Here is a 23286-nt window from a genome sequence, read left to right on the forward strand (position 1 = left end):
AGGCTGGTCCGGCGGGGGAATCATGCAGCATCTGAACTGTGTCTCGAAATGCGCGCCGTGGCGCCGAACCGTCGCGGGCCGCTGCGATGCCATCGCCCAATGCATGAGCCGCTAGGCCACCAGGATGTTTGACCGGACCTATCGGCAGCGCCTCGAAGCTGATCTTGCGCGATGGGAAGCCGATGGCGTGATCGCGCCTGCGGCTGTCACTGCCATCCGCACCGCCCTTCCCCCGCTTTCTCCCGGCATCAACATTGCGGTCGTGGTGGCGATCGTCGGCGGCCTGTTGATCGCCGCAGCGTTCCTGGCGTTCGTCGCGGCCCATTGGATCGAAATCGCACGCCTCTCGCGCCTCGCCATGCTGTTTGCCGGCATCGTCACGGCCTACGGCCTCGGCGGCTGGTTCGCCCGGTCAGGTCAACCGGTCCTCGCCGATCTCTGTGCCGCCGTTGGTGCCCTCATCTTTGGTGCGGAGATCGCGCTGGTCGGCCAGATGTATCATCTCGGCGGCGACTTTGCCGGCGGTATGCTGCTGTGGGCTATCGGCGCGCTCGCGGCGGCGGCGTTGACCGCCTCGCGCGGGGCGCTGGCGGTGGCGCTGGCCGCCGCCATCATCTGGAGCTGGATGCGTACCTTCGAATCTGACGGCCCGCATGTTGCATTCGCGGTGTTCTGGCTTGCGGCGGGCGGCCTCGCGCTGGCTTGGAACTCGCGCGTGGCGGCCCATCTCGTCGCGGTCGCCGCCCTTCCGTGGTGGATCGCGTCTGCGTTTCAGTCCCATTCTGATTTCCGGCCGGTGTTCGTGCTCGCCAGCGGCGCGGCCTTGCTGTTCGGTAGCGCCCTCGCGCTTGTCGCTTCGCCATGGCAGCGTGTGGCTCAGGCAGGCTCCGCCCTGTCTTCCTACGGCGCCTTTTCGCTTACCGGCGTTGCAATCGTGGGAGCGACGCTCGCCAACGCGGGCTTCCGCGAGTCCATGGGAATCGCGGACCAACCGCTCTGGGCGATCTCGTGCGGCATCGCGGGCGTGATCCTTGCCGTTGCTACCGCCGCAACGACGCGCCGGGCCGGCACGGCCTTCGCTGCGGCAGCCATCGGGCTCGTCCTTGTGGCCATGGCGTTGTGGACGCCCCAGCAATCGGGTGAGCCGTGGCTTGCCTATGCGGCCTTGCTCTGCGCCATGCTCTGCCTTGTCGTTTCCGGCATGCTGGATGCTGCCCGGCCGCGGATCGTCGCCGGCTGGCTCGGCATTGCTTGTGTCATTGCGGCCATCACCTGGGCGGTGAAGGGATCGCTGCTCAAGCGCTCGATATTCCTCGCGACGGCCGGCATCGTTGCCGTGGTGCTGGCATTCGTGCTCAATCGCTTGATGCCGAGGAGCCGCGAATGACGGCGATATCACCCACATCCTGGGGCGAACGCCTGGCGCGCATTCCCAAATTCGTGCTGTTCGGCGTTGCCGCCCTGATTCAGATCGCGCTGCTGGCCGTGATGATCATCGACCGCGTCCAGGTGCTCCGTGACGGCGTGGAAGTGACCTTGCAGACCCGTCCAGTCGACCCCAGAGACTTCCTGCGTGGCGACTATGTCGTCCTCGGCTACGACATTACGCAACTGTCGGCGGGTTCGCTTGCTGGCCAGCCGTCCGGCGACCGCAATCCGCTGGTGTATGTCAAGCTCGCGCCCAATCGCGACGGTGTCTACCAGGCTCTTTCGGTCCATGGCGGCCCGGTCGCAGTCGCAAGTCCCGAGGTGCTGATCCGCGGCCGGGTCACTTATGGGGCCTCCTGCGGTTCAACGCCAGATGTCTTCTGTGCCAACCTGACGGTCCGCTACAACCTCGAAAGCTATTTCGTTCCCGAGGGTGAAGGTCGCAAGCTCGAAGACGTCCGCAACCAGGGCAAGCTCTCGGTCGTCGCGGCAGTCCTCCCATCAGGGCGCGCTGCCATCAAGCGTCTGCTGATCGACGGCAAACCGGTCTATGAGGAGCCGTGGTTCTAGTCCAGCTCCCGCATCCGCGACGAAGCGATTTCGCGAATGGTTGCCGTGCTCACCCCTTGAATGTCGGCTGCCGTGGATGGATGCAGTCCTTGAAATCCGCAAAGCCCTTCCACGCCGGCTCCGGCGCGTCCTGTCCGGCGCTGGGTACATACATCGACGGCTCGATCGAACTCATCGTCGGGATATAGCGCGGGCAGTTCGGAAAGATCGCGCGCGCGGCCACGCGAACGATCAGCTGGGCGCCGACGGTCTCCGAAAGCAGTGGATCGCTGTCGCTCACACTGGCGCTGCCGTTGATCCGCAAACGCCGCGGCTTGCCGTGCATGGCGATGAACAGCAAGCCGACATCGGCATTGACGAGCACGTTCCCGAGACTCTTGAACATGCCATTGCCGTCATAGTCGGGAAATGCGATCTCGGACGGCCCCGTGATCCGCACAAAGCCCGGCGCGCCGCCCTTGAACGAGCAATCGGGCCGGCCCTTGGAGTCCGCCGTCGCCAGGAAGAAATACGGCAGGCTTTCGATGAACTTCTTGTCGTCATCATTGAATTCCCTGCGCGTCAGCTTCTCTTCCAGCCGATCCGAAATCCGCCGGCTGTCGAACTTATCCTGCAGTTTCCGATTGCCTTCGTGATACATGACGCTCTCAGCCATGGCCGTACACCCTCCTCAAGTCTATGGCGCGTACGAGGTCAGCCTGGGTCACATCCCGCGACGAAGCATACCACTTTTGCCGTCACACCGTATACGCCAACCCGATCCGCGCAGCAGACCATGATACCGATCGCTGTGGCAAGCTATCGGATGCAATTGAAAGCATGTAGATTCTCCTGCCACGCCATTGGCCCGGGAGCACACCGATGCTGCAGCTCTATGGAAATCCGAGATCGCGCGCGATGCGGTGTCTATGGATGCTCGAGGAAGTCGGGAGGCCGTATCAGCTAGTGGAAAAAACCACGCGTGCAGACGATCTGCAGACCACAGAATATCTGCGATTGAATCCAAATGCACGAATTCCGACTTTGGTCGATGGCGATTTGGTGCTGTGGGAATCGATGGCGATCAATCTCTATCTCGCGCAAAAGTATGACGGCCCGATGCATTGCGCCACCCCGGAAGTGCTGGGCCTCGCCGCGCAGTGGAGCTTCTGGGCGGTATTGGAGATTGAGCACCTGCTGCTCAATTTTCTGGAGCACCGCGCATTGCTGGCGGAATTTGCGCGCGATCCGTCCGTGACAGAGCGGAACGAATTGCTGCTGAAGAAGCCCATGGGCGTGCTCAACGACGCCCTGGCCGCACGCGGCTATTTGGCGGGGAACAGCTTTACGGTCGCCGACCTCAACGTCGCGGGCATCCTCATGTGGGGAAAAATGGCACGAATGGACTTGTCGGCCTACCCGGAGCTGGCACGATGGCTAGACGCCTGCCTGGCCCGACCCGCCTATGTGCGCTTGCGCGATCAAGCTCGCCGCAAATGACTGCTGCGCCCTGATCAGTCCGGCGCGCGCAACCGGTAGCCGATCCCGGTCTCGGTCAGCACGAATTGCGGCCGCTCCGGATCGGCTTCGATCTTCTGCCGGAGCTGGCGGACATAGACGCGCAGATATTGCGCATCCGTCAGTTCGTCCCAGAGCTCCTTCAAGAGAAAGCGATGGGTCAGCACCTTGCCGGCGTGCTGCACCAGCACGCGCAGCAGTTCATATTCCTTCGGCGAAAGCTTCACCTCGCGCTCGCCGGTCTTGACGATGCGGCGCACCAGATCGACGGAGAGATCGCCTGATCGAAACACCGGCCGCTCGCCCTGCACCTGCAACTGGTGGCGCAGCGCGGCGCGCATCCGCGCCAGCAATTCATCCATGCCGAACGGCTTTGTCAAATAATCGTCGGCGCCGAGGTCGAGCGCCTGCACCTTACCGGCCTCGTCGCCCCGACTCGACAGCACCACGATCGGCACGCTTTCGTTGCGGCCGCGGATCATGCGCAGCAGTTCATGGCCCTGGATATCGGGCAGGCCCAGATCGAGGATGATCAGCGCCGGCCCCTCGGCCAGCTTCTCCAGCGCGATCTTGCCGTTGGACGCTTCGAGGATGTCATAGCCCTGCGTGCTCAACCCCATCCGCAACAGTTTTCGGATCGGTGGCTCGTCGTCGATGACAAGAACCTTGATCGGGGTGGCGTTCATGCGGCGGTATCCAACGCATTGTTTTCAGCCGGTACCGGCAACCGGATTGATATCACCGCTCCGCTGCGGTCGCTACGATTGGCGGCCGAGATCGTACCGTGCATGGCCTCGACGAAACCGCGGGAAATTGCAAGTCCAAGACCGGTGCCGGGGCGGACGTGATCGCCCTTCTGTGCGCGATAGAACTTGTCGAACACGCTCTCCAGCTCTTCCGGCGGAATGCCGTTGCCCTCGTCGAGGATCTGCAGCGAGACCTTTCCCTGGTCGCGCGTTCCCCGGATCGAAATCGTGGTGCCTGACGGCGCGTATTTAGCGGCATTGTCGAGCAGGTTGAACAGCACCTGTTCGAAGAGCACGGCATCGAGCTCCAGCATCGGCAGATTTGGGCCGAGCTCCAGCGACACCTTGTGATGCACGAGGATCTTGCCCGCGCGCCGCAGCGCGCTGCCGACGATCTCGCCGACATCGTGCCGCGCGGTGTTCGGGACGATCGCCCCGGATTCGAGCTTGGTCATGTCGAGCAGGTTGGCGATGAAGCGGTTGAGCCGCTCGGATTCCTCGATCATGGTGGCGAGCAATTCGTTCTTCTGGGCGTCGTTGAGGGCGGCGCCGAGATCGCGCAGAGTAGAGGCGGCGCCGAGCACGGAGGCCAGCGGTGTCTTCAAATCGTGCGAGATCGAGGTCAGGAGCGCACCGCGCAGCCGGTCGGATTCCACGGTGCGCTTGACCCGGTCCATGTCCTCGACCAACAGCACCCGCTCGATCGCGAGCGCGCCCTGATCGACCAGCGCATCCAGCAGGCGGCGCTGGTCCGGCGTCAGCAAGGGGCCCGTCCGGTCGTCGTCGATGCCGATGACGCCGATCGCGCCGCGCCCGGTCCGCATCGGCAGGAACAACCGTTTTGCCCCCGGCAGCGTGTCCGAGCCGCGCCCGGCCGGACGATCGTTGCTCCAGGCCCAGTTGGCGGCAGCGAGATCGGCCTGGTCGAGTTGGTCCTCCGGTGGATAACCACTCTTGACCGTCAACACGCCCTCTTCCGGCAGCAGCAGCACCACGCGCACCTTCAGCATCAACGCGGTCTGGTAAGCGGTTGCCCACAGCACGTCGTCCAGCGTCGCGGTGCCGGCCAGCTTGCGGCTGAAGGCATAGAGCGATTCAGTGGTACGTACCCGGCCGATCGCGGTATCGGCCTGCGAGCGCACCCGCGCCGCGACATTGGAAACCAGAATCGCAATCAGCATGAAGAAGAAGAACGCCGCGATATTGGTCGGTTCGGTGATGGTGAAGTTATAGACTGGCGGCAGGAAGAAGAAATTATAGCTTAGCGACGCCGTGACGCTCGCCAGCAGCGACGGCAACAGCCCGTAACGGGCGGCAACGCCGACCACGGCGGTGAGAAATACCAGGTCGACGTTCTCGATACCGCCGAACAAGGGCTGGATCAGCATGGCGGCGCCAAGACCGATCGCGACGAACAGCAGCGCCATCAGATAGGGTCGCGCTTCGAACGGCTCCTGCCGCACCGCAGTCTGCACCGCCGCCTTCGCCACGCCTTGTTCGTCGCCGGCGATCACGTGCACGCTGATGTTGCCGGCACGCCGCACCAGATCGTGCACGACAGAACCGCGGGTCAGTTCGAACCACCAGGGGCGCGTCGACTTGCCGATGATGATCTGGGTGACGTTGTTGGCATGCGCAAAATGGATGACGTCGTCGGCGATACGGCGGCCGACGCCGGGGATCGTCAGCGCCTCAGCCCCGAGCGCTTCCGCGAGCCGCATGGTGTCGGTCAGCCGGTCGCGCTGCTCGTCGCTCAGTTGCAGGCTTCGCCGCGTCTCGATGCTGATCGCTGTCCACGGCGCATGCAGCCGGTCTGCCAGACGCTTGGTGTAGCGCACCAGGCCTGCCGCGCGCGGGTCCTCGCTGACGCAGACCAGGATGCGCTCGCCCGCGGCCCAGGGACCGGCGATGGCGTTGGCCTGCATGTGGGTGAGCAGCTGCTCGTCGACCCGTTCGGCGGTGCGCCGCAGCGCCAGTTCGCGCAGCGCGGTCAGGTTGCCTGGCGAGAAATAATGCTCCAGCGCGCGCTCGGCCTGCTTGGGGACATAGACCTTGCCCTCCTTCAGGCGCTGGATCAGGTCGTCGGGCGTGAGGTCGATCAGTTCGATAGCGTCGGCGCGATCGAACACGCTGTCCGGCACGGTCTCGCGCACCCGCACATGCGTGATCTGCGCGACCACATCGTTGAGGCTTTCGATGTGCTGGATATTGACCGCCGTATAGACGTCGATGCCTTGGGACAGCAATTCCTCGACGTCGAGATAGCGCTTGGGATGACGGCTGCCCGGCGCGTTGGTATGGGCGAGTTCGTCGACCAGCGCAATTTGCGGCCGCCGCGCGATCAGCGCGTCGAGGTCCATCTCCTCGAGCGTCTGCTCCTTGTAGGTGAGCCGCTTGCGCGGCAGCACTTCGAGACCCTTCAGCAGCGCTTCGGTTTCCCCCCGGCCGTGGGTCTCGACCACGCCAACGACGACGTCGGCGCCGGCCTTCATCCTGGCGTGGGCGCTCTGCAACATCTCGTAGGTCTTGCCGACGCCGGGAGCAGCGCCGACGAAAATCTTGAGCCGGCCCGCGCGGCTGTCCTCACGCCGGGCCGCTTCGAGCAGGGCTTCCGGCGAGGGACGCTGTTCAGGGTCGCGGCGGGTTTGAACCATGCGGCAATATAGTCCTCACCCCTCGGCCGGCCTAGCGGGTCTCATTTCGAGGCCGCGTCCAATGCCAGATTCAACGCCAATACGTTAACGCTGGGCTCGCCGAGCAATCCAGCCATGCGGCGCTGCGTATGCTCCACGACCAGTTCGCGGACGCGGGCTTCCGGCAGGTTGCGGGCCTTTGCCACCCGCGGCACCTGGAAAAGCGCGCCCTCCGGCGAGATGTCGGGATCGAGCCCGCTGCCGGAGGTGGTGACGAGGTCGACCGGCACGGGCACGGAAGGATTTTCGGCCTTCAGTTTCTCGACGTCTTCCTTGATCCGGTCGGCCAGCGCCTTGCTGGTCGGCCCGAGATTCGAGCCCCCGGAATTGGCGGCGTTATAGGGGACGGAGACCGTCTTGGTTGCATCGGCCGGGTCCGGCGCCGTGGTCGCGGACGGGCGGCCGTGGAAATATTTATCGGTCTTGAACTCCTGCCCGATCAGCGCGGAGCCGATCACCTTGCCGTCCTTCTCGATCAGGCTGCCCTGCGCCTGTTTCGGAAAGATCACGCCGGCGATCGCGGTCATGGCGAGCGGATAGGCAAGGCCCGTGATCGCGGTGAGCAGGAGCAGGATGAGGACGGCGGGGCGGATTTCTCTGAGCATTTTGTGTCTCCGTAGGTGTATCCGTCATTGCGAGGAGCGAAGCGACGAAGCAATCCATTGCAGTGTTTGCGGCGCTATGGATTGCTTCGCTTCGCTCGCAATGACGGCTAGGCCAGGCCCAAGGCCGCAACCGCGAGGTCGATGGCCTTGATGCCGATGAAGGGAACGATGATGCCACCCAAGCCGTAGATCAGCAGGTTACGGCGCAACAGCGCCCCGGCCCCGACGGCGCGATAGGCGACGCCTTTCAGCGCCAGCGGGATCAGCGCGATGATGATCAGCGCATTGAAGATGATCGCCGACAGGATGGCGCTCTGCGGGCTCGCCAGATGCATGACGTTGAGCACTTCGAGCTGCGGGTAGAACGCCAGGAACATCGCCGGGATGATGGCGAAGTATTTCGCGACGTCGTTGGCGATCGAGAACGTCGTAAGCGCGCCGCGCGTCATCAAAAGCTGCTTGCCGATCTCGACCACCTCGATCAGCTTGGTCGGGTTGGAATCGAGATCGACCATGTTGCCGGCTTCCCGCGCGGCCTGCGTGCCCGTGTTCATGGCGACGCCGACGTCGGCCTGCGCCAGCGCTGGGGCGTCGTTGGTGCCGTCGCCGCACATCGCAACCAGCTTGCCCTTGGCCTGCTCGTCCCGGATCAGCTTCAGCTTGTCTTCCGGCGTTGCCTGCGCCAGGAAATCGTCGACGCCGGCTTCGGCGGCGATGGCGGCTGCCGTCATCGGGTTGTCGCCGGTGATCATGACGGTGCGGATGCCCATCCGGCGCAGTTCGGCAAAGCGTTCGCGGATGCCGCCCTTGACGATGTCCTTCAGGTGCACGACGCCGAGCAGCCTGCCGTCCCTGGCGACCGCGAGCGGCGTTCCGCCAGCCTTGGCGACCTCATCCGAAATCACCTGGATCTCGCGAGCCGCGTCGGACATGGCACTTGTCTGCAGCACACGCGCCGCGTTGCCGGAGGCGACCGCACGAACACCACCGCCATCGACGTAATTCAGGATCGCGTCCACCGCACCCTTGCGGACGGAGGAAGAGCCGGCATCGATGCCGCTCATGCGCGTTTGCGCGGTGAACGGAATGAAGCTCGCAGCGAGCTCCTTCATGTCGCGGCCACGAATGCCGTATTTCTCCTTCGCCAGCACGACGATCGAACGCCCTTCCGGCGTCTCGTCGGCAAGCGACGCCAGTTGCGCCGCATCCGCCAGCTCCTGCTCGGTGACCCCGCGGACGGGGCGAAACGCCGTCGCCTGGCGGTTGCCGAGCGTGATGGTGCCGGTCTTGTCCAATAACAACGTATCGACGTCGCCGGCGGCCTCGACCGCGCGGCCGGACATGGCGAGCACGTTGAACCGCACCAGCCGGTCCATGCCGGCAATGCCGATGGCCGACAACAGCGCGCCGATGGTGGTCGGGATCAGCGTGACGAACAGCGCCACCAGCACCACGACCGAAATCGAGCCGCCGGCATAAGCCGCGTAGCTCGGGATCGTCACGGTGGCGAACACGAAAATGATGGTGAGCCCCGCGAGCAGGATATTGAGCGCGATCTCGTTCGGCGTCTTCTGCCGCTCGGCGCCCTCCACCAGCTTGATCATGCGGTCGATGAAGGTCGAGCCTTGCGCTGCCGTGATACGAACGCGGATCCAGTCGGACAACACCTGCGTGCCGCCGGTCACCGCCGAGCGGTCGCCGCCGGATTCGCGGATCACGGGCGCGGACTCGCCGGTGATCGCCGCTTCGTTCACCGACGCCACGCCTTCTATCACCTCGCCGTCGGAGGGAATGTTGTCGCCGGCCTCGACCAGGACGATATCGCCGACCTTGAGGCTGGTGCCGGACACCAGCCGATAGGTCTTGTCGGAGCCGGTCAACAGCTTGGCCTGGCTCTCGGTGCGGGTCTTTTTAAGCGATTCCGCCTGCGCCTTGCCGCGGCCTTCGGCGACGGCTTCGGCGAAATTGGCGAACAGCACCGTGAACCACAGCCACAGGATGATCTGGAAGGTAAAGGCGAGGCCCTCGCCGCCCGTCACCAGGTTGCGCAGGAAGATGACGGTCGTGAGGGCTGCGACGATTTCGACCACGAACATCACGGGATTCTTGATCATCAGCCGCGGGTCGAGTTTCACGAAGGCCGAACCGATCGCGGGCAGCACGATCTTCGGATCGAGCATCGCCGAGGTCTTGACCTGTTTCTGCAGTTTCATGGTTTCCATGGACGTAGACTCCGGATGGCGTTCGATCAGAACAGGGTGTTGGCATTCATCGCGAGGTGCTCGACGATCGGACCGAGCGCCAGCGCCGGGAAGAAGGTCAGCCCGCCGATGATCAGGATCACGCCGACGACGAGGCCGACGAACAGGCCGCCGCTGGTCGGCAGCGTGCCGGCCGACGGCGGGATCGACTTCTTGGCGGCAAGCGAGCCGGCCAGCGCCATCGCCGGCACGATCATGAAGAAGCGGCCGACGAACATCGAACTCGCAAGCGTCAGGTTGTAGAAGAAGGTGTTGCCCGTGAGTCCGCCGAAGGCCGAGCCGTTATTGCCGGTCGCGGACGTGAAGGCGTAGAGCACCTCCGTGAACCCGTGCGGGCCGGAATTGGCCATCGAAGCCACGGCGGAAGGCAACACCACGGCGACCGCGGTCCAGCCGAGATACATCAGTGGCAGCACCAGGATCGCCAGCATCGCCATCTTGACCTCGCGCGCCTCGATCTTCTTGCCGACATATTCCGGCGTGCGGCCGACCATCAGGCCTGCGACGAAGATCGCCAGCACGACGAACAGCAGCATGCCGTAAAGCCCGGCGCCGACGCCGCCGACGATGATTTCGCCGAGCTGCATGTTGATCAGCGGGATCATGCCGCCGAGCGCGGTGAAACTGTCATGCATGGCGTTGACCGCGCCGCACGAAGCCGCCGTGGTGACCACCGCAAAGAGCGAGGAAGCGACGATGCCGAAGCGAACTTCCTTGCCTTCCATATTTCCGCCGGAGAGGCCGAGCGAAGCAAGCGTCGAGGTGCCGTTGGCTTCGGCCCAATAGGTGACGGCGACGCCCGACAGGAACAGCACGCCCATCACGGCGAGAATCGCCCAGCCCTGCCGCTGGTTGCCGACCATGCGGCCGAACACGTTGGTCATCGCGGCGCCAAGCGCGAAGATCGAGATCATCTGCACGAAGTTCGACAGCGCCGTGGGGTTTTCAAAGGGATGCGCGGCATTGGCGTTGAAGAAGCCGCCGCCATTGGTACCGAGCATTTTGATCGCGACCTGCGAGGCGACGGGCCCGACCGCGATGGTCTGCTTGGCGCCTTCCAGCGTCGTCGCTTCGACGTAAGCGCCAAGCGTCTGCGGCATGCCCTGCCAGACCAGGAACAGCGTGTAGACGATGCAGATCGGCAGCAGCACATAGAGGGTGCAGCGCGTCACATCGACCCAGAAATTGCCGATGGTGCGCATCGAGGAACGGGAGAAGCCGCGGATCAGCGCTACCGCCAGCGCGATGCCGGTCGCAGCCGACAGGAAGTTCTGATGCGTCAGACCGACCATCTGCGTCAGGTAGGACAGCGTGCTTTCGCCGCCGTAGTTCTGCCAGTTGGTGTTGGTGAGGAAGGAGATCGCCGTATTAAAGGACAGATCAGGGGCGACGGCGGATTGCTCCGCCGGATTGAGCGGCAACAGTGCCTGGAGCCGCATCAGGCCATAGATGACGAGGAAGCCGCCGACATGGAACAGCAGCATGGCGACCGTATAGGTCAGCCAGTGCTGCTCGCGCTTCTCGTCGACGCCGCCGACCCAGTAAAGCCCGCGTTCGACCGGGCGCAGCACCGGGGACAGAAAGGTGGACTCGCCGTTGAAGACGCGGGTCATATACCAGCCGAGCGGTTTGACCAGCGCGACCACGATGGCGCAGTACAGAAGAATTTGAATCCAGCCGATGACGGTCATTGTCGGGAATCCTTCAGAGCTTTCTTGCAGGCAGCAGCAGGTGAATGAGCGCAATCAGGAGCGCCGAGGTGACGACAAACGCCAGGACAACCTCGACCAGCGTGAGCATGGCGCGCTCAGAAGCGCTCGGGCCGCAGCAGCGCATAGGTCAGGTAGAAAAGCAGGCCCAACGAGACGAGGCCGGCGAGTGAGTAATCGAAGATCATGGCCTTGCTCCCTTACAGCCGTTCGCAAGCGTAGGCATAGCCGATGCCTGCCACGAAGAAGCCGAGCGCGAGCGCCAGCATGACGATGTCCAGCATGGGAATGTTCCTGTGCGTCGTGACCCGCGACGGTTTTCGCGTTTTCAGTGGCTGAAGTGCCACCGGCCACATAGGTTTTCGAGACGGGAGGGATGGCGACGTTATAGGAATCTCATAAAGACGCGCCCCGTCGTCCCTGCGAACAGGGACGACGGGCCCCTTTATGAAATCCCTATTTCTTCGCCCCTTGCCTCATCTCGCTTTCAAATGGCGTTCTCGCCAGCTTGGACGTGCGGCTGCAATGACAGCCGCGCTACGAGTTGAGATGATCCCATGTCACTTCTTTCAGAACGACAAATCCCCGCTGACTTCGGTGACCAACTCCGCAACGCCGGTTATGTCACCGCCAAATTTCTCGCCGATATCGTCCACGCGACTGGCCGACGCCTGCCTTCCGCCAATCAGAACGCCAAAGCCGCCCGCGTCGAACGGCTGATTCAGGCGCAGGCCTGGACCGACGCCGCGCTGGCGCTGATCGATCTGGAATTGCCGCAATGGCAGGTCCGCCGCCTCGCCTATGACGAGGGCGAATGGCACTGCGCGCTGTCGCGCCAGCGCGAGCTGCCCGATTGGCTGGATCAATCGATCGAGACCCGTCACGCCGACCTGGCGCTGGCGATCCTGAGCGCGTTCGTCGAGGCCCAGCGCGTCAGTGCACCGTCGAGCAGGACCAGCGTGCCGAGCGCGCCGTGGCGCGCCGACGCTCTCTACGAGCCGATCTGCAGCGACAATTTCGCCTGACGCGGGGCCCCCGTGCAGCATTGGCCGAACCTGCCGCGACGACTGCGATCGGCCCAGGTCCTGGTTCGGTTTGGAGTCCGCCTGCTCGTCCTGGTCGCCTTCGCCGGCTTCGGCAGCATCGGCCTGAATCAAAGTCTGCTGGCGCTGTTCTGGATGGCTGCGGTCCTCTGCGCCGTGATCGCCGGCATCCGGCGGGAGCGGTTTCTCGATCACGATCTCAACCATTGGGACGAGATGGCGGCCTATGCCGCGCTATGCGCGCTCACCCGCGCGATCGGTTGACCATTCATCGAAAATAGCTCGATCTCCTATGCGATCCCTATGAGATCGCTCGCAAGTCCCGCTCGAATTCATATCCATCCGTAAAGATATTCAAGGCCACCTGCCTCGTCTCGTGAAGGAATACCAACGTGAAACTCATCGAACCTCCATCGTGCAGCGCTGCGTCCACCATTGTTTTTATCGGCCGGAACCGGCATGGCCAATGGATCGCCCAGGAGCAGAACGGCCTCTATGGTGGCCTGTTCGTCAATCGCGCCCAGGCGCTCAAATACGCGCTGTTCGAAAATGGCCATCACCCGGAGACCATCGTCGAACTGGCGCGCGACATCGAACTCGACATGGGCGCGACGGCCTCCTCGGCAGATGCGCCCGTCCGACGCTTCGCCTGACATAGGCGACAGACTCTCTCAGGGACAGCAAGCGTTCGGCCCGCATGGCGGGCGCTTGATGCGCAAGATGCCGACGACCGCATAGGAAATCGAGGCGGCGGCCCCGCTCCTCTCATAGGGACGGCATAAGTGCTGGCCGGAACGCCGTTTCGTTCGAATTCCTATATTTCCACTATGCGATGCACCGTCGGCCCATCTCGCATTCCTATGGCATTGCCTGCAGATCATGGACACTGGATTCATGAGGAGGCCGCGATGGCCGCGATCGCTTTCAATACCGCACAACGTGCAGCGGAACGGCTCGAGGCCGTGCTGACGGCCGTGGGTGAAAAGTTCGATGTGTTTGTCAGCTACCAGACGCGGCAGGTGGCGGCCGAGGCCGAACCCGCCCGCACGCCGCCGAATAACGAAGTCGCAAGCACCGCCACACCGTTTCGGCCGCTGGATGCCGGCATTGTCAGCGATGCAATTCCGGCATTCTTCATCGGCCGCAACGGGGACGGCTTCTGGGTTGCCCGCGACGCGAAGGGGCGGATCGGCGGACTTTTCCTGCTCAAGGCGTCCGCGATGTCATTCGCAAAGATGCAGAGCGGACCTACGGGATGCGCAACTATTTTTCCGACTGACAGGTTCGAACTCGACCTGGCGAACGGCGGCAATCCGCTTATCCCCTACCTCCAGCCGTTGATGCGCCTTGCGCTGCGTCTGCAGCGGCGGGCCATCGCCGGCGTCGGGCAAATCACATCAGCGATCGAGCGCTGCAAGAAGGCTTGAACATGACCCTGTTAACGCACACTGGCCGCCCTTTCGATCGAGCTGCCTATTCATCGGCAAAACGAGAGCAGACGGGCGCGGCGAACGCCCACCTCGCAATGATCAGGCGTTTCGGCCTGATCGCGCTGACCTCGTTGCTGGCATTATGCGCCGTCGGCGGCATCATCGCCTTGAAGACGGCAGCCTATCTCTCGCATTTTACCCATTGACGCATTGGCTGAACGCCGGCGCATACGGCGACCACGCCCCCGAAAGCCCGATTGCAATGACGGCAGAACTGCCGGTGCTAGCCTTTCCGAAAAAAATTGCCTCAAGGCAAGATTCGGCCACGACCATTGAGGGACGGAAACCATGGACGTAGCAGCCACAGCCGTTGGAACCACCGCACCCGCCAGCTCCGAAGGAGTCGTCGCGGCCGGTGTGTATGTCGATGGCCGGCGCGTCGCCAACATCTCTATCGATGAAGCCTCGAGCTGGCGCAGCAAGCCGGGCCACGTGGTCTGGATCGGCCTGCATGAGCCGGATATGGCGCTGCTGAGCAGCGTGCAGCGGCAGTTCGAGCTGCATGACCTTGCGATCGAGGATGCCGACCACGCCCATCAGCGACCGAAGATCGAGCAATATGGCGACGCGCTTTTCATCGTGGCGCGCACCGCGCAACTCGACGGCGACGGCATCGCATTCGGCGAGACGCATCTGTTCGTCGGCGAGGGATATATCGTGTCGGTCCGGCACGGCGCCTCGACGTCCTACAAGTCGGTACGCGAACGATGCGAGAGCTGCCCCCGCGCGCTGGCCCGGGGCGAGGATTACATTCTCTACGCCATCCTCGACTTCATCGTCGACAACTACTCCCCCGTGCTCGAAACCATCCAGGAGGAAGTCGAAGCGATGGAAGCCCAAGTGCTTGCCAGCGCCATGACACAGGCGCAGATCCAGCGCCTCTATTTGCTTCGACGCGACCTGTTGCGGCTGCGCAACGCGGTCGGACCCCTGGTGGAAGTTTGCCGCCGGCTCGAGCACGACAATCTGCCGATGGTGCGATCCACGATGCAGCCATTGTTTCGCGACGTCACGGACCACGTCCGGACGGTGCAGGAGCGGATCGATTCGCTTCGCGAGGTGCTGGCGTTTGCCTTTGAGGCAAGCCTTCTGGTCGGCCAGGCACAGGAGACCGCGGTGTCGAAGAAACTGGCGTCATGGCTCGCCATCATCGCGGTCCCGACGGCGATCGCCGGCATCTACGGCATGAACTTCAAGCATATGCCGGAGCTGGAGTGGCAATATGGTTATTTTAGCGTGATCGGCACGATCCTGCTGGTATGCGCAGGCTTGTTCTGGCGGTTCCGGCGCGTCGGCTGGCTGTAGGCTTGTAAGCTGGCGGGCCGAACGCCGCATTTTCTTGACGCAAACCGGTACCCACCCCGCTTGAGACGATATAGAGTATCGACGAGTCAACGATCCGGCAGACGGGTGAGCATCATGACTGCCATATCGGCGAGCCGAACAATCATCCCCATCCTGGCGTTTGTCGCCGGTGGCGTGGCGCTCGCCTTCGCCATTCAGCACGTCCGCGAATCCCCGGCTGACACCCTGGCGGCAACGACAGCGCCGATGATCTCAAAGCCTGCATCGAACGCTGGAGAGCAGGGTCCGGCCCCGCTCGCAACCGCGAAGGCGGAAGCAAATGCCGTCGTGGACGCGCTGATCGGATCGCCGCCATCGCCGGAACGCAGCGACGGTGTGCCGACATTCGACGTTGCCCGCATCGAGCCGACGGGCGAGGCGGTCATCGCGGGCCGGGCAGCCCCGGGCGCTACGGTGGAACTGCTGCGCGATGGCGAAGTGCATGATCGCGCGGTCGCGGATAAATCCGGGCAATTCGTCCTCGTCCCGCCCAAGCTTCCTCCAGGCACGTACGACCTGACGCTGCGCTCAAAAGCGCCGGACGGCACGGTGACCACGTCCCAACAGCGCGTGACGGCAGCGCTGGAGCCGAGATCGACAGAGCAGCCGGTCGTGGCGCTGGTCACGCCGAACAAGCCCACCGTCGTGCTGTCGCAACCGGGTGCGCCAAAACCGGGAACCGGCGCTTTGGTCGTGGAGACGGTCGAGATCGAGCCGGGCGGCAAGTTCCATGTGAGCGGCCAGGCGCGCCCCGGCGCAGCGCTGAGGCTTTATCTCAACGACAGCTTTGTTACGTCGGTAACGGCCGGCGCGGATGGACGCTTTGCAGTCACCATCAATGAAGGGGTCGCGCCGGGCAGCTACCGTGTCAGGCTGGACGAGGCGTCGAGTTCCGGCTCGGTGCGCGCACGCGCCGAGGTGCCATTCACCGCTCCCGAGACAACCGCGTCGGTGTCGGCGCAGGCCAAGCGCCCGGACTCAGCCGCTCCGAAACAGCCGCAGCTTGCGGCCGCAGGAGGCGCTACCGTCTTGCCGGACAGTGGCTCGCCAGCCTCCGCCGTGGTCGTGCCGAAGATAACGACCACCACCGTTTCCCGCGGGGATAGCCTCTGGCGTCTCAGCCAGGTCTCGTACGGCGCGGGCACGCGCTACGCCGTCATCTACAAGGCGAACCGGGAGCAGATCCGCAATCCCAACCTGATCTATCCCGGGCAGGTGTTTGTCGTTCCGACGCAGTGAAGCGCGGCCATCTTCGCGATGACGCGCAGTCACATCGCCTGCTGACGATTGCCTCTCGCTACTCCGCCGCCGACTGCAGCTCGACCTTCTCCGCGCGCACGGCGCAGAACTTGAATTCGGGGATCTTGCCGAACGGATCGAGCGCCGGGTTGGTCAACAGGTTGGCCGCCGCTTCCGCATAGCAGAACGGCATGAACACCATGTTTTCAGGCACGTCGCGGTCGGAGCGTACCTTGACTTCGACCGCGCCACGGCGCGTCTCCAGCCGGATGAAATCGCCCGGCCACACGCTCAACCGCCGCATGTCCTTGGGCGACATGAACGCCACCGCCTCCGGCTCGATCTGGTCGAGCACGCTGGCGCGGCGGGTCATTGATCCCGTGTGCCAGTGTTCGAGCACGCGGCCCGTCGACAGCACCATGGGATATTCGGAATCAGGCACCTCGTCCGGCGCGATCACCTTCGCCGGCACGATCTTGCCGCGGCCGCTCTCGGTCGGGAATCCCGTGGTGAAGATGATCTCGTTGCCGGGCTTGTCGGAAGCGTCGACCGGATAGGTCACCGCGCCCTCGCGCACCAGCCGGTCCCAAGTGATGTTATTCAGCGACGGCATAACCTGCGTCATCTCGGTGAAGACATCGGCCGGGCCGTCATAATTCCACGGCAGCCCCATGCGCTTGCCGATTTCCTGGATGATCCAGAGATCCTGCCGCGCATCGCCCGGCGGGCGGATCACCTCGCGCGCGATCTGCACGCGGCGGTCGGTGTTGGTGAAGGTGCCGCTCTTCTCGGCAAACGCCGAGGCCGGCAGGATCACGTCGGCGTGGAAGGCGGTTTCGGTGACGAAGAGATCCTGCACGACCAGATGGTCGAGCATCGCCAGCGCCCCGCGCGCGTGCTGCAGGTCGGGATCCGACATCGCGGGGTTCTCGCCCTCGATATACATCCCGGTGATTTCACCGGCATGGACGGCGTTCATGATCTCGACCACCGTCAAGCCGCGCACGGGATCAATGTCTTGCTGCCAGAGCTTCTCAAAGGGCTCGCGCAGATCGGTGCGCCCGACCGGCTGGTAGTCCGGCAGGAACATCGGAATCAGGCCGGCATCGGAAGCGCCCTGCACGTTGTTCTGGCCGCGCAGCGGATGCAGGCCGGTGCCGGGACGGCCGACCTGACCCGTCGTCAGCGCCAGCGCGATCAGGCAGCGCGCGTTGTCGGTGCCGTGGATGTGCTGGCTGATGCCCATGCCCCAGAAGATGATCGAGGCCTGCGAGCGCGCATAGACCCGCGCCACTTCCTTCAGCGTCTCGGCGGGGATACCGCAGATCGCTTCCATCTTCTCCGGCGGAAAATCCTTGATGCGCTCGGCGAGTTCGTCAAAGCCTTCGGTGTAGCCCGCGATATATTGCTGGTCGGTCAGCCCTTCGGTGATGATGGTGTGCAGCATCGCATTCAGCATCGCGACGTCGCTGCCGGGCTTGAACTGCAAATGCTTCCAGGCGTGGCGCGACAGCGACTGCCGGCGCGGATCCATCACGATCAGCTTGGCGCCGCGCTTGGCCGCGTTCTTGATGTAGGTCGCGGCGACCGGATGATTCACGGTCGGATTGGCGCCGATCACGATGATGACTTCAGCGTCCATCGCGGCGGCAAACGGCGCCGACACCGCGCCGGAATTCAAGCCCTCCATCAGCGCTGCCACCGACGAGGCGTGGCACAGCCGCGTGCAATGATCGACATTGTTGGAGCCGAAGCCGGTGCGCACCAGCTTCTGGAACAGGTACGCCTCTTCGTTGGAGCCCTTGGCCGAGCCGAAGCCGGCCAGCGCCTTGACGCCCTTTTCGTCACGGATTTTGACGAGGCCCTTCGCGGCGATATCGAGCGCCTCTTCCCACGACGCTTCGCGGAAATGCGTGAACGGATTGGCCGGATCGACCTGGTCGTTGGCGTCCTTCTTCGCATTCGGCAGCCGCACCAGCGGCTTTGTCAGGCGATGCGGGTGATGAATGTAGTCGAAGCCGAAGCGGCCCTTGACGCAGAGCCGGTTGTGGTTGGCGGGGCCGTCACGGCCTTCGGCGTAGATGATCTTCTCGTCCTTGACCTGATAGGTGACCTGGCAGCCGACGCCGCAGAACGGGCAGAGCGAATCCACCTTCTTGTCGGCATAGGTGACGCGGGTCTGGTTCTCGTCCAGCATCACCGAGGGCATCAACGCGCCGGTCGGGCAGGCCTGCACGCATTCGCCGCAGGCAACGCAGGTCGATTCACCCATGGGATCATCGAAGTCGAACACGATCTTGGCCTCGTGACTACGATAGGCCATGCCGATGACGTCGTTGACCTGCACCTCGCGGCACGCGCGCACGCACAGGCCGCATTGGATGCACGCATCGAGATTGACGCTCATCGCGGGATGGCTGGTGTCGCCCTGCCAGCGCTCGGCGGCCGGAAAGCGGCTCTCGGTCACTTCGACCTTTTCGGCCCAGTGCCAGAACTTCGAATCGGGATCGTGCGAGGTTTCGCGCGCCGGCTGGTCGGCAACCAAGAGCTCCATCACCATCTTCTGCGCGGCGACCGCGCGCGCGCTCTCGGTCTTCACCTTCATGCCGACGCTCGGCGTGCGCTTGCAGGAAGCTGCCAGCACGCGCTCGCCCTCGATCTCGACCATGCAGGCGCGGCAATTGCCGTCGGGCCGATAGTCCGGCTCGGGCGAATAGCAGAGATGCGGGATTTCCTTCTCGTGGCGTTTTGCCACTTGCCAGATGGTCTCGCCCGCGTTGGCCTCGACCTGCTTGCCGTCGAGTTCGAACTTGATCTTGGTCATTCCGCGGCCTCTTTCGGCACGAATTCTTCCGGAAAATATTTGATGACTGACGTCAGCGGATTCGAGGCGGCTTGGCCAAGCCCGCAGATCGAGGCATCGCGCATCGCCTGGCTCAACTGGTCGAGCAACTCGCGGTCCCAGACCGGCTTTTCCATCAGGATCGCCGCCTTCTGGGTGCCGACCCGGCACGGCGTGCACTGGCCGCAGCTTTCATCCTCAAAGAATTTCATCAGGTTCAAGGCCGCGCCCTTCACGCTGTCCTGCTCGGACAGGATGACGACGGCGGCGGAACCGATGAAGCAGCCGTATTTTTCCAGCGTGCCGAAATCAAGGGGTATGTTGTCCATCGAGGCCGGCAAAATGCCGCCCGACGCACCACCCGGCAGGTAGGCGTGGAAAGTGTGTCCGTCCGCCATGCCGCCGCAGAATTCGTCAATCAGTTCGCGCACGGTGACACCCGCCGGCGCCAGCTTAACGCCGGGATTCTTGACGCGGCCAGAGACCGAGTAGCTGCGAAGGCCGACACGGTCGTTGCGGCCGTGGCTCTTCCACCAGTCGGGGCCCTTCTCGACGATGTCGCGCACCCAGAACAACGTCTCGACATTGTTGATCAGCGTCGGCAGGCCGAACAGGCCGACCTGGAACGGATAGGGTGGCTTGTGCCGCGGCAAGCCGCGCTTGCCTTCAAGACTCTCGAGCAGCGCGGACTCTTCACCGCAGATATAGGCGCCAGCGCCGCGACGCATGTGAATGCGCGGACCGCCTGCGGGCAGCTTGGCGATCTCGAGCGGAAGCAGCTTGAGCGCGGCAGGATATTCGTCACGCAGATAGATGTAGACGTCCTCCGCGTCGATGATATGCGCCGCAATCAACGTGCCTTCGAGGAAACGGTGAACGTCGCGGAGCAGATAGAAGCGATCCTTGAACGTGCCGGGCTCGCCCTCGTCGCCATTGACGGCCATCAGCCGGGGACCCGGCTCGCCCAGCACTGCCCGCCATTTGCGGCCGGTGGGAAAGCCGGCGCCGCCGAGCCCCCGCAGGCTGGAGTCGTCCAGAACCTTGAGAATGTCTTCCTTGCCGATCCGCCCCGCGCGCAAGTCACCAAGCAGCTTGTAGCCGCCCTCGCTGACATAGGTCTCGTAATCGACGTAGGACGGGATGATTGGATGGGTCTCGCCCCGCGCCGCGGTATCGAGGACCTCGGTCGAAGTCGCATTGAGAACATAGCGGTGTCCGACTTCGGCGACCGGCGCGCTGTCGCAGAACCCGACGCAGGGCGCGCGCACCACGCGAACGCCGGGGCCGGACTTGTCCTGCAATTCTTGCAGCAGCTTTTCCGCACCCATCATGGCGCAGGTCAGCGAGTCACAGACGCGAATGGTCAGCGGCGCAATATCCGGCTCGCCTTCCTTCACCACGTCGAAATGCGCGTAGAAGGTCGCAGTCTCGAACACTTCCGCAAATGACAGCTTCATCTCGTCGGCAAGCGCTGCGAGATGCGCCGCCGAGATCTGGCGATACTTGTCCTGGATCAGGTGCAGGTGCTCGATCAGGAGATCGCGGCGCCGCGGCCGGTCGCCGAGCAGCAGCTCGATCTCGTGGGCGGCGGTCGGGTCGACCTGGCGGCCCTTCGGGGTCGCCTTGGCCCGCTTCCGTCCCGCGCCCGGATGTTCGAACGCACGAACCGTTTGTACGTCATGGACATTCATTGATACGTCTCGTTCTCTGGACCTGATTAGATCGACTCTAATCTCTGGCATACCAGATGCCAAGCGAATTATGAGGCTGTGGCAAGGATTTACTTGAGCGAGCCCGCGGAATCACCGCTCTCGATCTACGCCCGCTGTGCGCAGCGGATGAGACCGCGAAATAACCGCAAGATCAATAAAGCCATCGCATGCTGCGATTGCGAACGCCTATCGATCCGTCGGTTGGAACCGAGGTCGGAAGACACCGCGGGAGACCTGGATGGCCGTCCCGCGGCATCCTTCGCGCTCAGAGTATCTTGACGGCGCTTTCCAGCGTCTTCCACACGCCCCAGGCCAGGGGAATGCCGACGAAGGCCCAGAACAGCGCGGCCCTGGCGTCGAGCCCGCCGAACCCGATGCCGTAGGAACCCGACGGTCCCGATTGGCCCGCGCTCGCCGTTGCCGCCTGCAACTTGGCGACCTCGGCATCGCTCATGTGCCATTTTTTATCGACCGGCTTGATCAGGTAGTTGCAGATCAGCCCCGCGACCAGCATGGCGCACAGGATGTACATGGTGGTGTTGTAGAGCTGGTCGCGCGGCACGCCCGCGGCAAGCTGGAACTCGCGGATGTAGTTCACGACCACGGGACCGATGATGCCGGCGGTCGACCAGGCCGTCAGCAGCCGGCCGTGGATGGCGCCCACAAACTGGGTTCCGAACATGTCGGCCAGATAAGCCGGCACGGTCGCGAAGCCGCCGCCATACATCGACAGGATGATGCCGAAGCCGAGCACGAACAGAAGCTTCGAGCCCATCTCCGCAAAGGTCGGCGCCAGCGCGTAGAGCGCGATGCCGAGGATGAAGAACGTGTAATAGGTGTTCTTGCGGCCGATCTTGTCCGACAGCGACGCCCAGAAGAAGCGGCCGCCGATGTTGAACAGCGAGAGCAGTCCCGCGAAGCCTGCCGCGATGCCGGCAATCGTCGCCTTCTGTGTGGCGTCAAGCTGGTTGAAGCCGACGTCGGGCAATCCGATCAACTTGCCGGCGAAGATTTCCTGCAGCATCGGCGAAGCCATGCCGATCACGCCGATGCCCGCCGACACGTTGAGGCAGAGCACCCACCAGATCAGCCAGAACTGCGGCGTCTTGTGCGCGTCGTTCAAGTGAACGTTGTTCTGCGAGATCATCGCGTTGGCTTTTTCCGGAGGCGTCCAGCCCTCGGGCCGCCAGCCGGCCGGCGGTATGCGATAGCGGAACGCGCCGATCATCATGAACACGAAATAGATGACGCCCATCGCGACGAAGGTTTCCCAGACGCCGACCGAGGTCGGGGTCTTGAAATAGTTCATCAAGAGATTGGCCAGCGGCGCGCCGATCATCGCGCCACCGCCGAAGCCCATGATGGCCATGCCGGTCGCCATGCCGCGGCGATCCGGAAACCACTTCACCAGCGTCGAGACCGGAGAGATGTAGCCGAGGCCGAGGCCGATGCCGCCGATCACGCCAGAGCCAAGCCACAATAACCAGAGCTGATGGGTGTAGACGCCGAGCGCGCCGAGGAAGAGACCGCCGCACCAGCACAGCGCCGAGACAAAGCCCGCCTTGCGGGGCCCGACGCGTTCGAGCCAGCCGCCCCACACGGCTGCGGCAATGCCGAGCAGCACGAAGAACAGCGTGTACATCCAGCCCATGCTGGCGACCTTCCAGTCGCAGGTCGTGGTGAAGAGTTCCTGCACCAGCGTCATGTCCGGACATGCCTTCGGCGCGCTTAAGCCCAGCGCGCGCGACAGCGGCAACCAGAACACGCTGAAGCCATAGGCCATGCCGATGCACAGATGAATGCAAAGCGCCGCCGGCGGCACCAGCCAGCGATTGAAGCCGGCGGTCGCAATCGTCCGCTCCTTGTCAAGGAATCCCGCTCCTGCACCGGGCACGCTCCCGGCGCTACTGATTGTCGTCATTGCTATTTTCCCCTGCAGCCCGCTCCTGCGGCGGGTGTTTCTTTGCCGTCTTCGATCCCATTGTCGTCAGTTATGCAGCGGAAACAGCGCCCATCCTGCTGCTCCACGCCATTCCGGAATGCGCGAGATCGACAAGCGCACTCGAGAAACCCAAACCTCTGATGCAGTGATTGCGCCCGCGGCATT

At 63.7% G+C, this 23286-nt stretch carries 21 protein-coding genes; 10 read left to right on the forward strand and 11 right to left on the reverse strand.

Translation table 11 applies throughout. The features are described from left to right. Positions 1-124: 124 nt before the first annotated feature. Positions 125-1387, forward strand: coding sequence for a DUF2157 domain-containing protein (locus ACVWVY_RS42005; protein ID WP_456631888.1), 1263 nt, complete (start codon positions 125-127; stop codon positions 1385-1387). Next, entirely contained in the window at positions 1384-1998 is a 615-nt protein-coding gene (locus ACVWVY_RS42010; RefSeq protein WP_456631889.1) for a GDYXXLXY domain-containing protein, read from the forward strand. Before ACVWVY_RS42005 ends, ACVWVY_RS42010 begins: the two co-directional genes overlap by 4 nt. Before the next feature lie 49 nt (positions 1999-2047). On the opposite strand, the gene ACVWVY_RS42015 is transcribed toward ACVWVY_RS42010, so the two are convergent. Beyond that, complete coding sequence (locus ACVWVY_RS42015; protein WP_456631890.1) at positions 2048-2653, reverse strand: pyridoxamine 5'-phosphate oxidase family protein; 606 nt, start codon at positions 2651-2653, stop codon at positions 2048-2050. A gap of 206 nt (positions 2654-2859) precedes the next feature. Between ACVWVY_RS42015 and ACVWVY_RS42020 the strand changes: the two genes are divergently transcribed. After that, positions 2860-3477, forward strand: a complete 618-nt coding sequence (locus ACVWVY_RS42020) for a glutathione S-transferase family protein (protein WP_456631891.1) — start codon at positions 2860-2862, stop codon at positions 3475-3477. Between the two features lie 14 nt (positions 3478-3491). On the opposite strand, the gene ACVWVY_RS42025 is transcribed toward ACVWVY_RS42020, so the two are convergent. The 7 genes from ACVWVY_RS42025 to ACVWVY_RS42055 form a co-directional block, all read right to left on the reverse strand. Beyond that, the gene (locus ACVWVY_RS42025; protein ID WP_456631892.1) at positions 3492-4181 is read right to left on the reverse strand and encodes a response regulator; all 690 of its coding nucleotides are present in this window, start codon (positions 4179-4181) and stop codon (positions 3492-3494) included. Then, on the reverse strand, positions 4178-6895 hold the full coding sequence (locus ACVWVY_RS42030; RefSeq protein ID WP_456631893.1) for a DUF4118 domain-containing protein: 2718 nt from the start codon (positions 6893-6895) through the stop codon (positions 4178-4180). The genes ACVWVY_RS42025 and ACVWVY_RS42030 overlap by 4 nt, the downstream gene beginning before the upstream one ends. 41 nt (positions 6896-6936) lie before the next feature. Further along, positions 6937-7539 (reverse strand): K(+)-transporting ATPase subunit C, encoded by a 603-nt coding sequence (locus ACVWVY_RS42035; RefSeq protein WP_456631894.1) that lies wholly within the window; start codon positions 7537-7539, stop codon positions 6937-6939. Between the two features lie 107 nt (positions 7540-7646). Beyond that, positions 7647-9761: a potassium-transporting ATPase subunit KdpB gene (gene kdpB, locus ACVWVY_RS42040; protein ID WP_456631895.1), complete on the reverse strand. Its 2115-nt coding sequence runs from the start codon at positions 9759-9761 to the stop codon at positions 7647-7649. 26 nt (positions 9762-9787) lie between these two features. Then, positions 9788-11491 carry a potassium-transporting ATPase subunit KdpA gene (kdpA, locus tag ACVWVY_RS42045; protein ID WP_456631896.1) on the reverse strand — a complete coding sequence of 568 codons (1704 nt, stop codon included), beginning with the start codon at positions 11489-11491 and terminating at the stop codon, positions 9788-9790. A gap of 116 nt (positions 11492-11607) precedes the next feature. Next, on the reverse strand, positions 11608-11697 hold the full coding sequence (locus tag ACVWVY_RS42050; RefSeq protein WP_016846764.1) for a K(+)-transporting ATPase subunit F: 90 nt from the start codon (positions 11695-11697) through the stop codon (positions 11608-11610). Between the two features lie 12 nt (positions 11698-11709). Then, the gene (locus ACVWVY_RS42055) at positions 11710-11856 is read right to left on the reverse strand and encodes a hypothetical protein (protein WP_456631897.1); all 147 of its coding nucleotides are present in this window, start codon (positions 11854-11856) and stop codon (positions 11710-11712) included. 210 nt (positions 11857-12066) lie between these two features. Between ACVWVY_RS42055 and ACVWVY_RS42060 the strand changes: the two genes are divergently transcribed. From ACVWVY_RS42060 to ACVWVY_RS42090, 7 genes are all read left to right on the forward strand, one after another. Further along, positions 12067-12534, forward strand: coding sequence for a hypothetical protein (locus ACVWVY_RS42060; RefSeq protein WP_456631898.1), 468 nt, complete (start codon positions 12067-12069; stop codon positions 12532-12534). Between the two features lie 12 nt (positions 12535-12546). Beyond that, positions 12547-12816 (forward strand): hypothetical protein, encoded by a 270-nt coding sequence (locus tag ACVWVY_RS42065; protein ID WP_456631899.1) that lies wholly within the window; start codon positions 12547-12549, stop codon positions 12814-12816. Positions 12817-12944: 128 nt separating this feature from the next. Continuing rightward, positions 12945-13205: a hypothetical protein gene (locus ACVWVY_RS42070; protein WP_456631900.1), complete on the forward strand. Its 261-nt coding sequence runs from the start codon at positions 12945-12947 to the stop codon at positions 13203-13205. A gap of 255 nt (positions 13206-13460) precedes the next feature. Next, positions 13461-13979, forward strand: coding sequence for a hypothetical protein (locus tag ACVWVY_RS42075; protein WP_456631901.1), 519 nt, complete (start codon positions 13461-13463; stop codon positions 13977-13979). A 2-nt stretch (positions 13980-13981) separates the two neighbouring features. Continuing rightward, the gene (locus ACVWVY_RS42080; protein ID WP_456631902.1) at positions 13982-14188 is read left to right on the forward strand and encodes a hypothetical protein; all 207 of its coding nucleotides are present in this window, start codon (positions 13982-13984) and stop codon (positions 14186-14188) included. Between the two features lie 142 nt (positions 14189-14330). After that, positions 14331-15347, forward strand: a complete 1017-nt coding sequence (locus ACVWVY_RS42085; protein WP_456631903.1) for a magnesium and cobalt transport protein CorA — start codon at positions 14331-14333, stop codon at positions 15345-15347. Positions 15348-15461: 114 nt separating this feature from the next. Further along, a complete protein-coding gene (locus ACVWVY_RS42090) occupies positions 15462-16625 on the forward strand; it encodes a LysM peptidoglycan-binding domain-containing protein (protein ID WP_456631904.1) in 1164 nt (387 codons plus the stop codon). 58 nt (positions 16626-16683) lie between these two features. Here ACVWVY_RS42090 and fdhF read toward each other — a convergent pair whose 3' ends face one another. The 3 genes from fdhF to ACVWVY_RS42105 form a co-directional block, all read right to left on the reverse strand. Continuing rightward, complete coding sequence (fdhF, locus tag ACVWVY_RS42095) at positions 16684-19449, reverse strand: formate dehydrogenase subunit alpha (protein ID WP_456631905.1); 2766 nt, start codon at positions 19447-19449, stop codon at positions 16684-16686. Beyond that, a complete protein-coding gene (locus ACVWVY_RS42100; RefSeq protein WP_456631906.1) occupies positions 19446-21158 on the reverse strand; it encodes an NADH-ubiquinone oxidoreductase-F iron-sulfur binding region domain-containing protein in 1713 nt (570 codons plus the stop codon). The genes fdhF and ACVWVY_RS42100 overlap by 4 nt, the downstream gene beginning before the upstream one ends. Positions 21159-21444: 286 nt before the next feature. Next, complete coding sequence (locus ACVWVY_RS42105) at positions 21445-23100, reverse strand: OFA family MFS transporter (RefSeq protein WP_456631907.1); 1656 nt, start codon at positions 23098-23100, stop codon at positions 21445-21447. Positions 23101-23286: the final 186 nt, after the last annotated feature.

This window comes from Bradyrhizobium sp. URHC0002 (assembly GCF_054059515.1).

Coding starts and splice junctions, on each gene's coding strand:
- ACVWVY_RS42105 (WP_456631907.1), bottom strand. CDS start 23,100: ATGACGACAATCAGTAGCGCCGGGAGCGTGCCCGGTGCAGGAGCGGGA.
- kdpA (WP_456631896.1), bottom strand. CDS start 11,491: ATGACCGTCATCGGCTGGATTCAAATTCTTCTGTACTGCGCCATCGTG.
- ACVWVY_RS42050 (WP_016846764.1), bottom strand. CDS start 11,697: ATGATCTTCGATTACTCACTCGCCGGCCTCGTCTCGTTGGGCCTGCTT.
- fdhF (WP_456631905.1), bottom strand. CDS start 19,449: ATGACCAAGATCAAGTTCGAACTCGACGGCAAGCAGGTCGAGGCCAAC.
- ACVWVY_RS42085 (WP_456631903.1), top strand. CDS start 14,331: ATGGACGTAGCAGCCACAGCCGTTGGAACCACCGCACCCGCCAGCTCC.
- ACVWVY_RS42010 (WP_456631889.1), top strand. CDS start 1,384: ATGACGGCGATATCACCCACATCCTGGGGCGAACGCCTGGCGCGCATT.
- ACVWVY_RS42015 (WP_456631890.1), bottom strand. CDS start 2,653: ATGGCTGAGAGCGTCATGTATCACGAAGGCAATCGGAAACTGCAGGAT.
- ACVWVY_RS42060 (WP_456631898.1), top strand. CDS start 12,067: ATGTCACTTCTTTCAGAACGACAAATCCCCGCTGACTTCGGTGACCAA.
- kdpB (WP_456631895.1), bottom strand. CDS start 9,761: ATGGAAACCATGAAACTGCAGAAACAGGTCAAGACCTCGGCGATGCTC.
- ACVWVY_RS42075 (WP_456631901.1), top strand. CDS start 13,461: ATGGCCGCGATCGCTTTCAATACCGCACAACGTGCAGCGGAACGGCTC.
- ACVWVY_RS42030 (WP_456631893.1), bottom strand. CDS start 6,895: ATGGTTCAAACCCGCCGCGACCCTGAACAGCGTCCCTCGCCGGAAGCC.
- ACVWVY_RS42100 (WP_456631906.1), bottom strand. CDS start 21,158: ATGAATGTCCATGACGTACAAACGGTTCGTGCGTTCGAACATCCGGGC.
- ACVWVY_RS42020 (WP_456631891.1), top strand. CDS start 2,860: ATGCTGCAGCTCTATGGAAATCCGAGATCGCGCGCGATGCGGTGTCTA.
- ACVWVY_RS42090 (WP_456631904.1), top strand. CDS start 15,462: ATGACTGCCATATCGGCGAGCCGAACAATCATCCCCATCCTGGCGTTT.
- ACVWVY_RS42025 (WP_456631892.1), bottom strand. CDS start 4,181: ATGAACGCCACCCCGATCAAGGTTCTTGTCATCGACGACGAGCCACCG.
- ACVWVY_RS42035 (WP_456631894.1), bottom strand. CDS start 7,539: ATGCTCAGAGAAATCCGCCCCGCCGTCCTCATCCTGCTCCTGCTCACC.
- ACVWVY_RS42080 (WP_456631902.1), top strand. CDS start 13,982: ATGACCCTGTTAACGCACACTGGCCGCCCTTTCGATCGAGCTGCCTAT.
- ACVWVY_RS42005 (WP_456631888.1), top strand. CDS start 125: ATGTTTGACCGGACCTATCGGCAGCGCCTCGAAGCTGATCTTGCGCGA.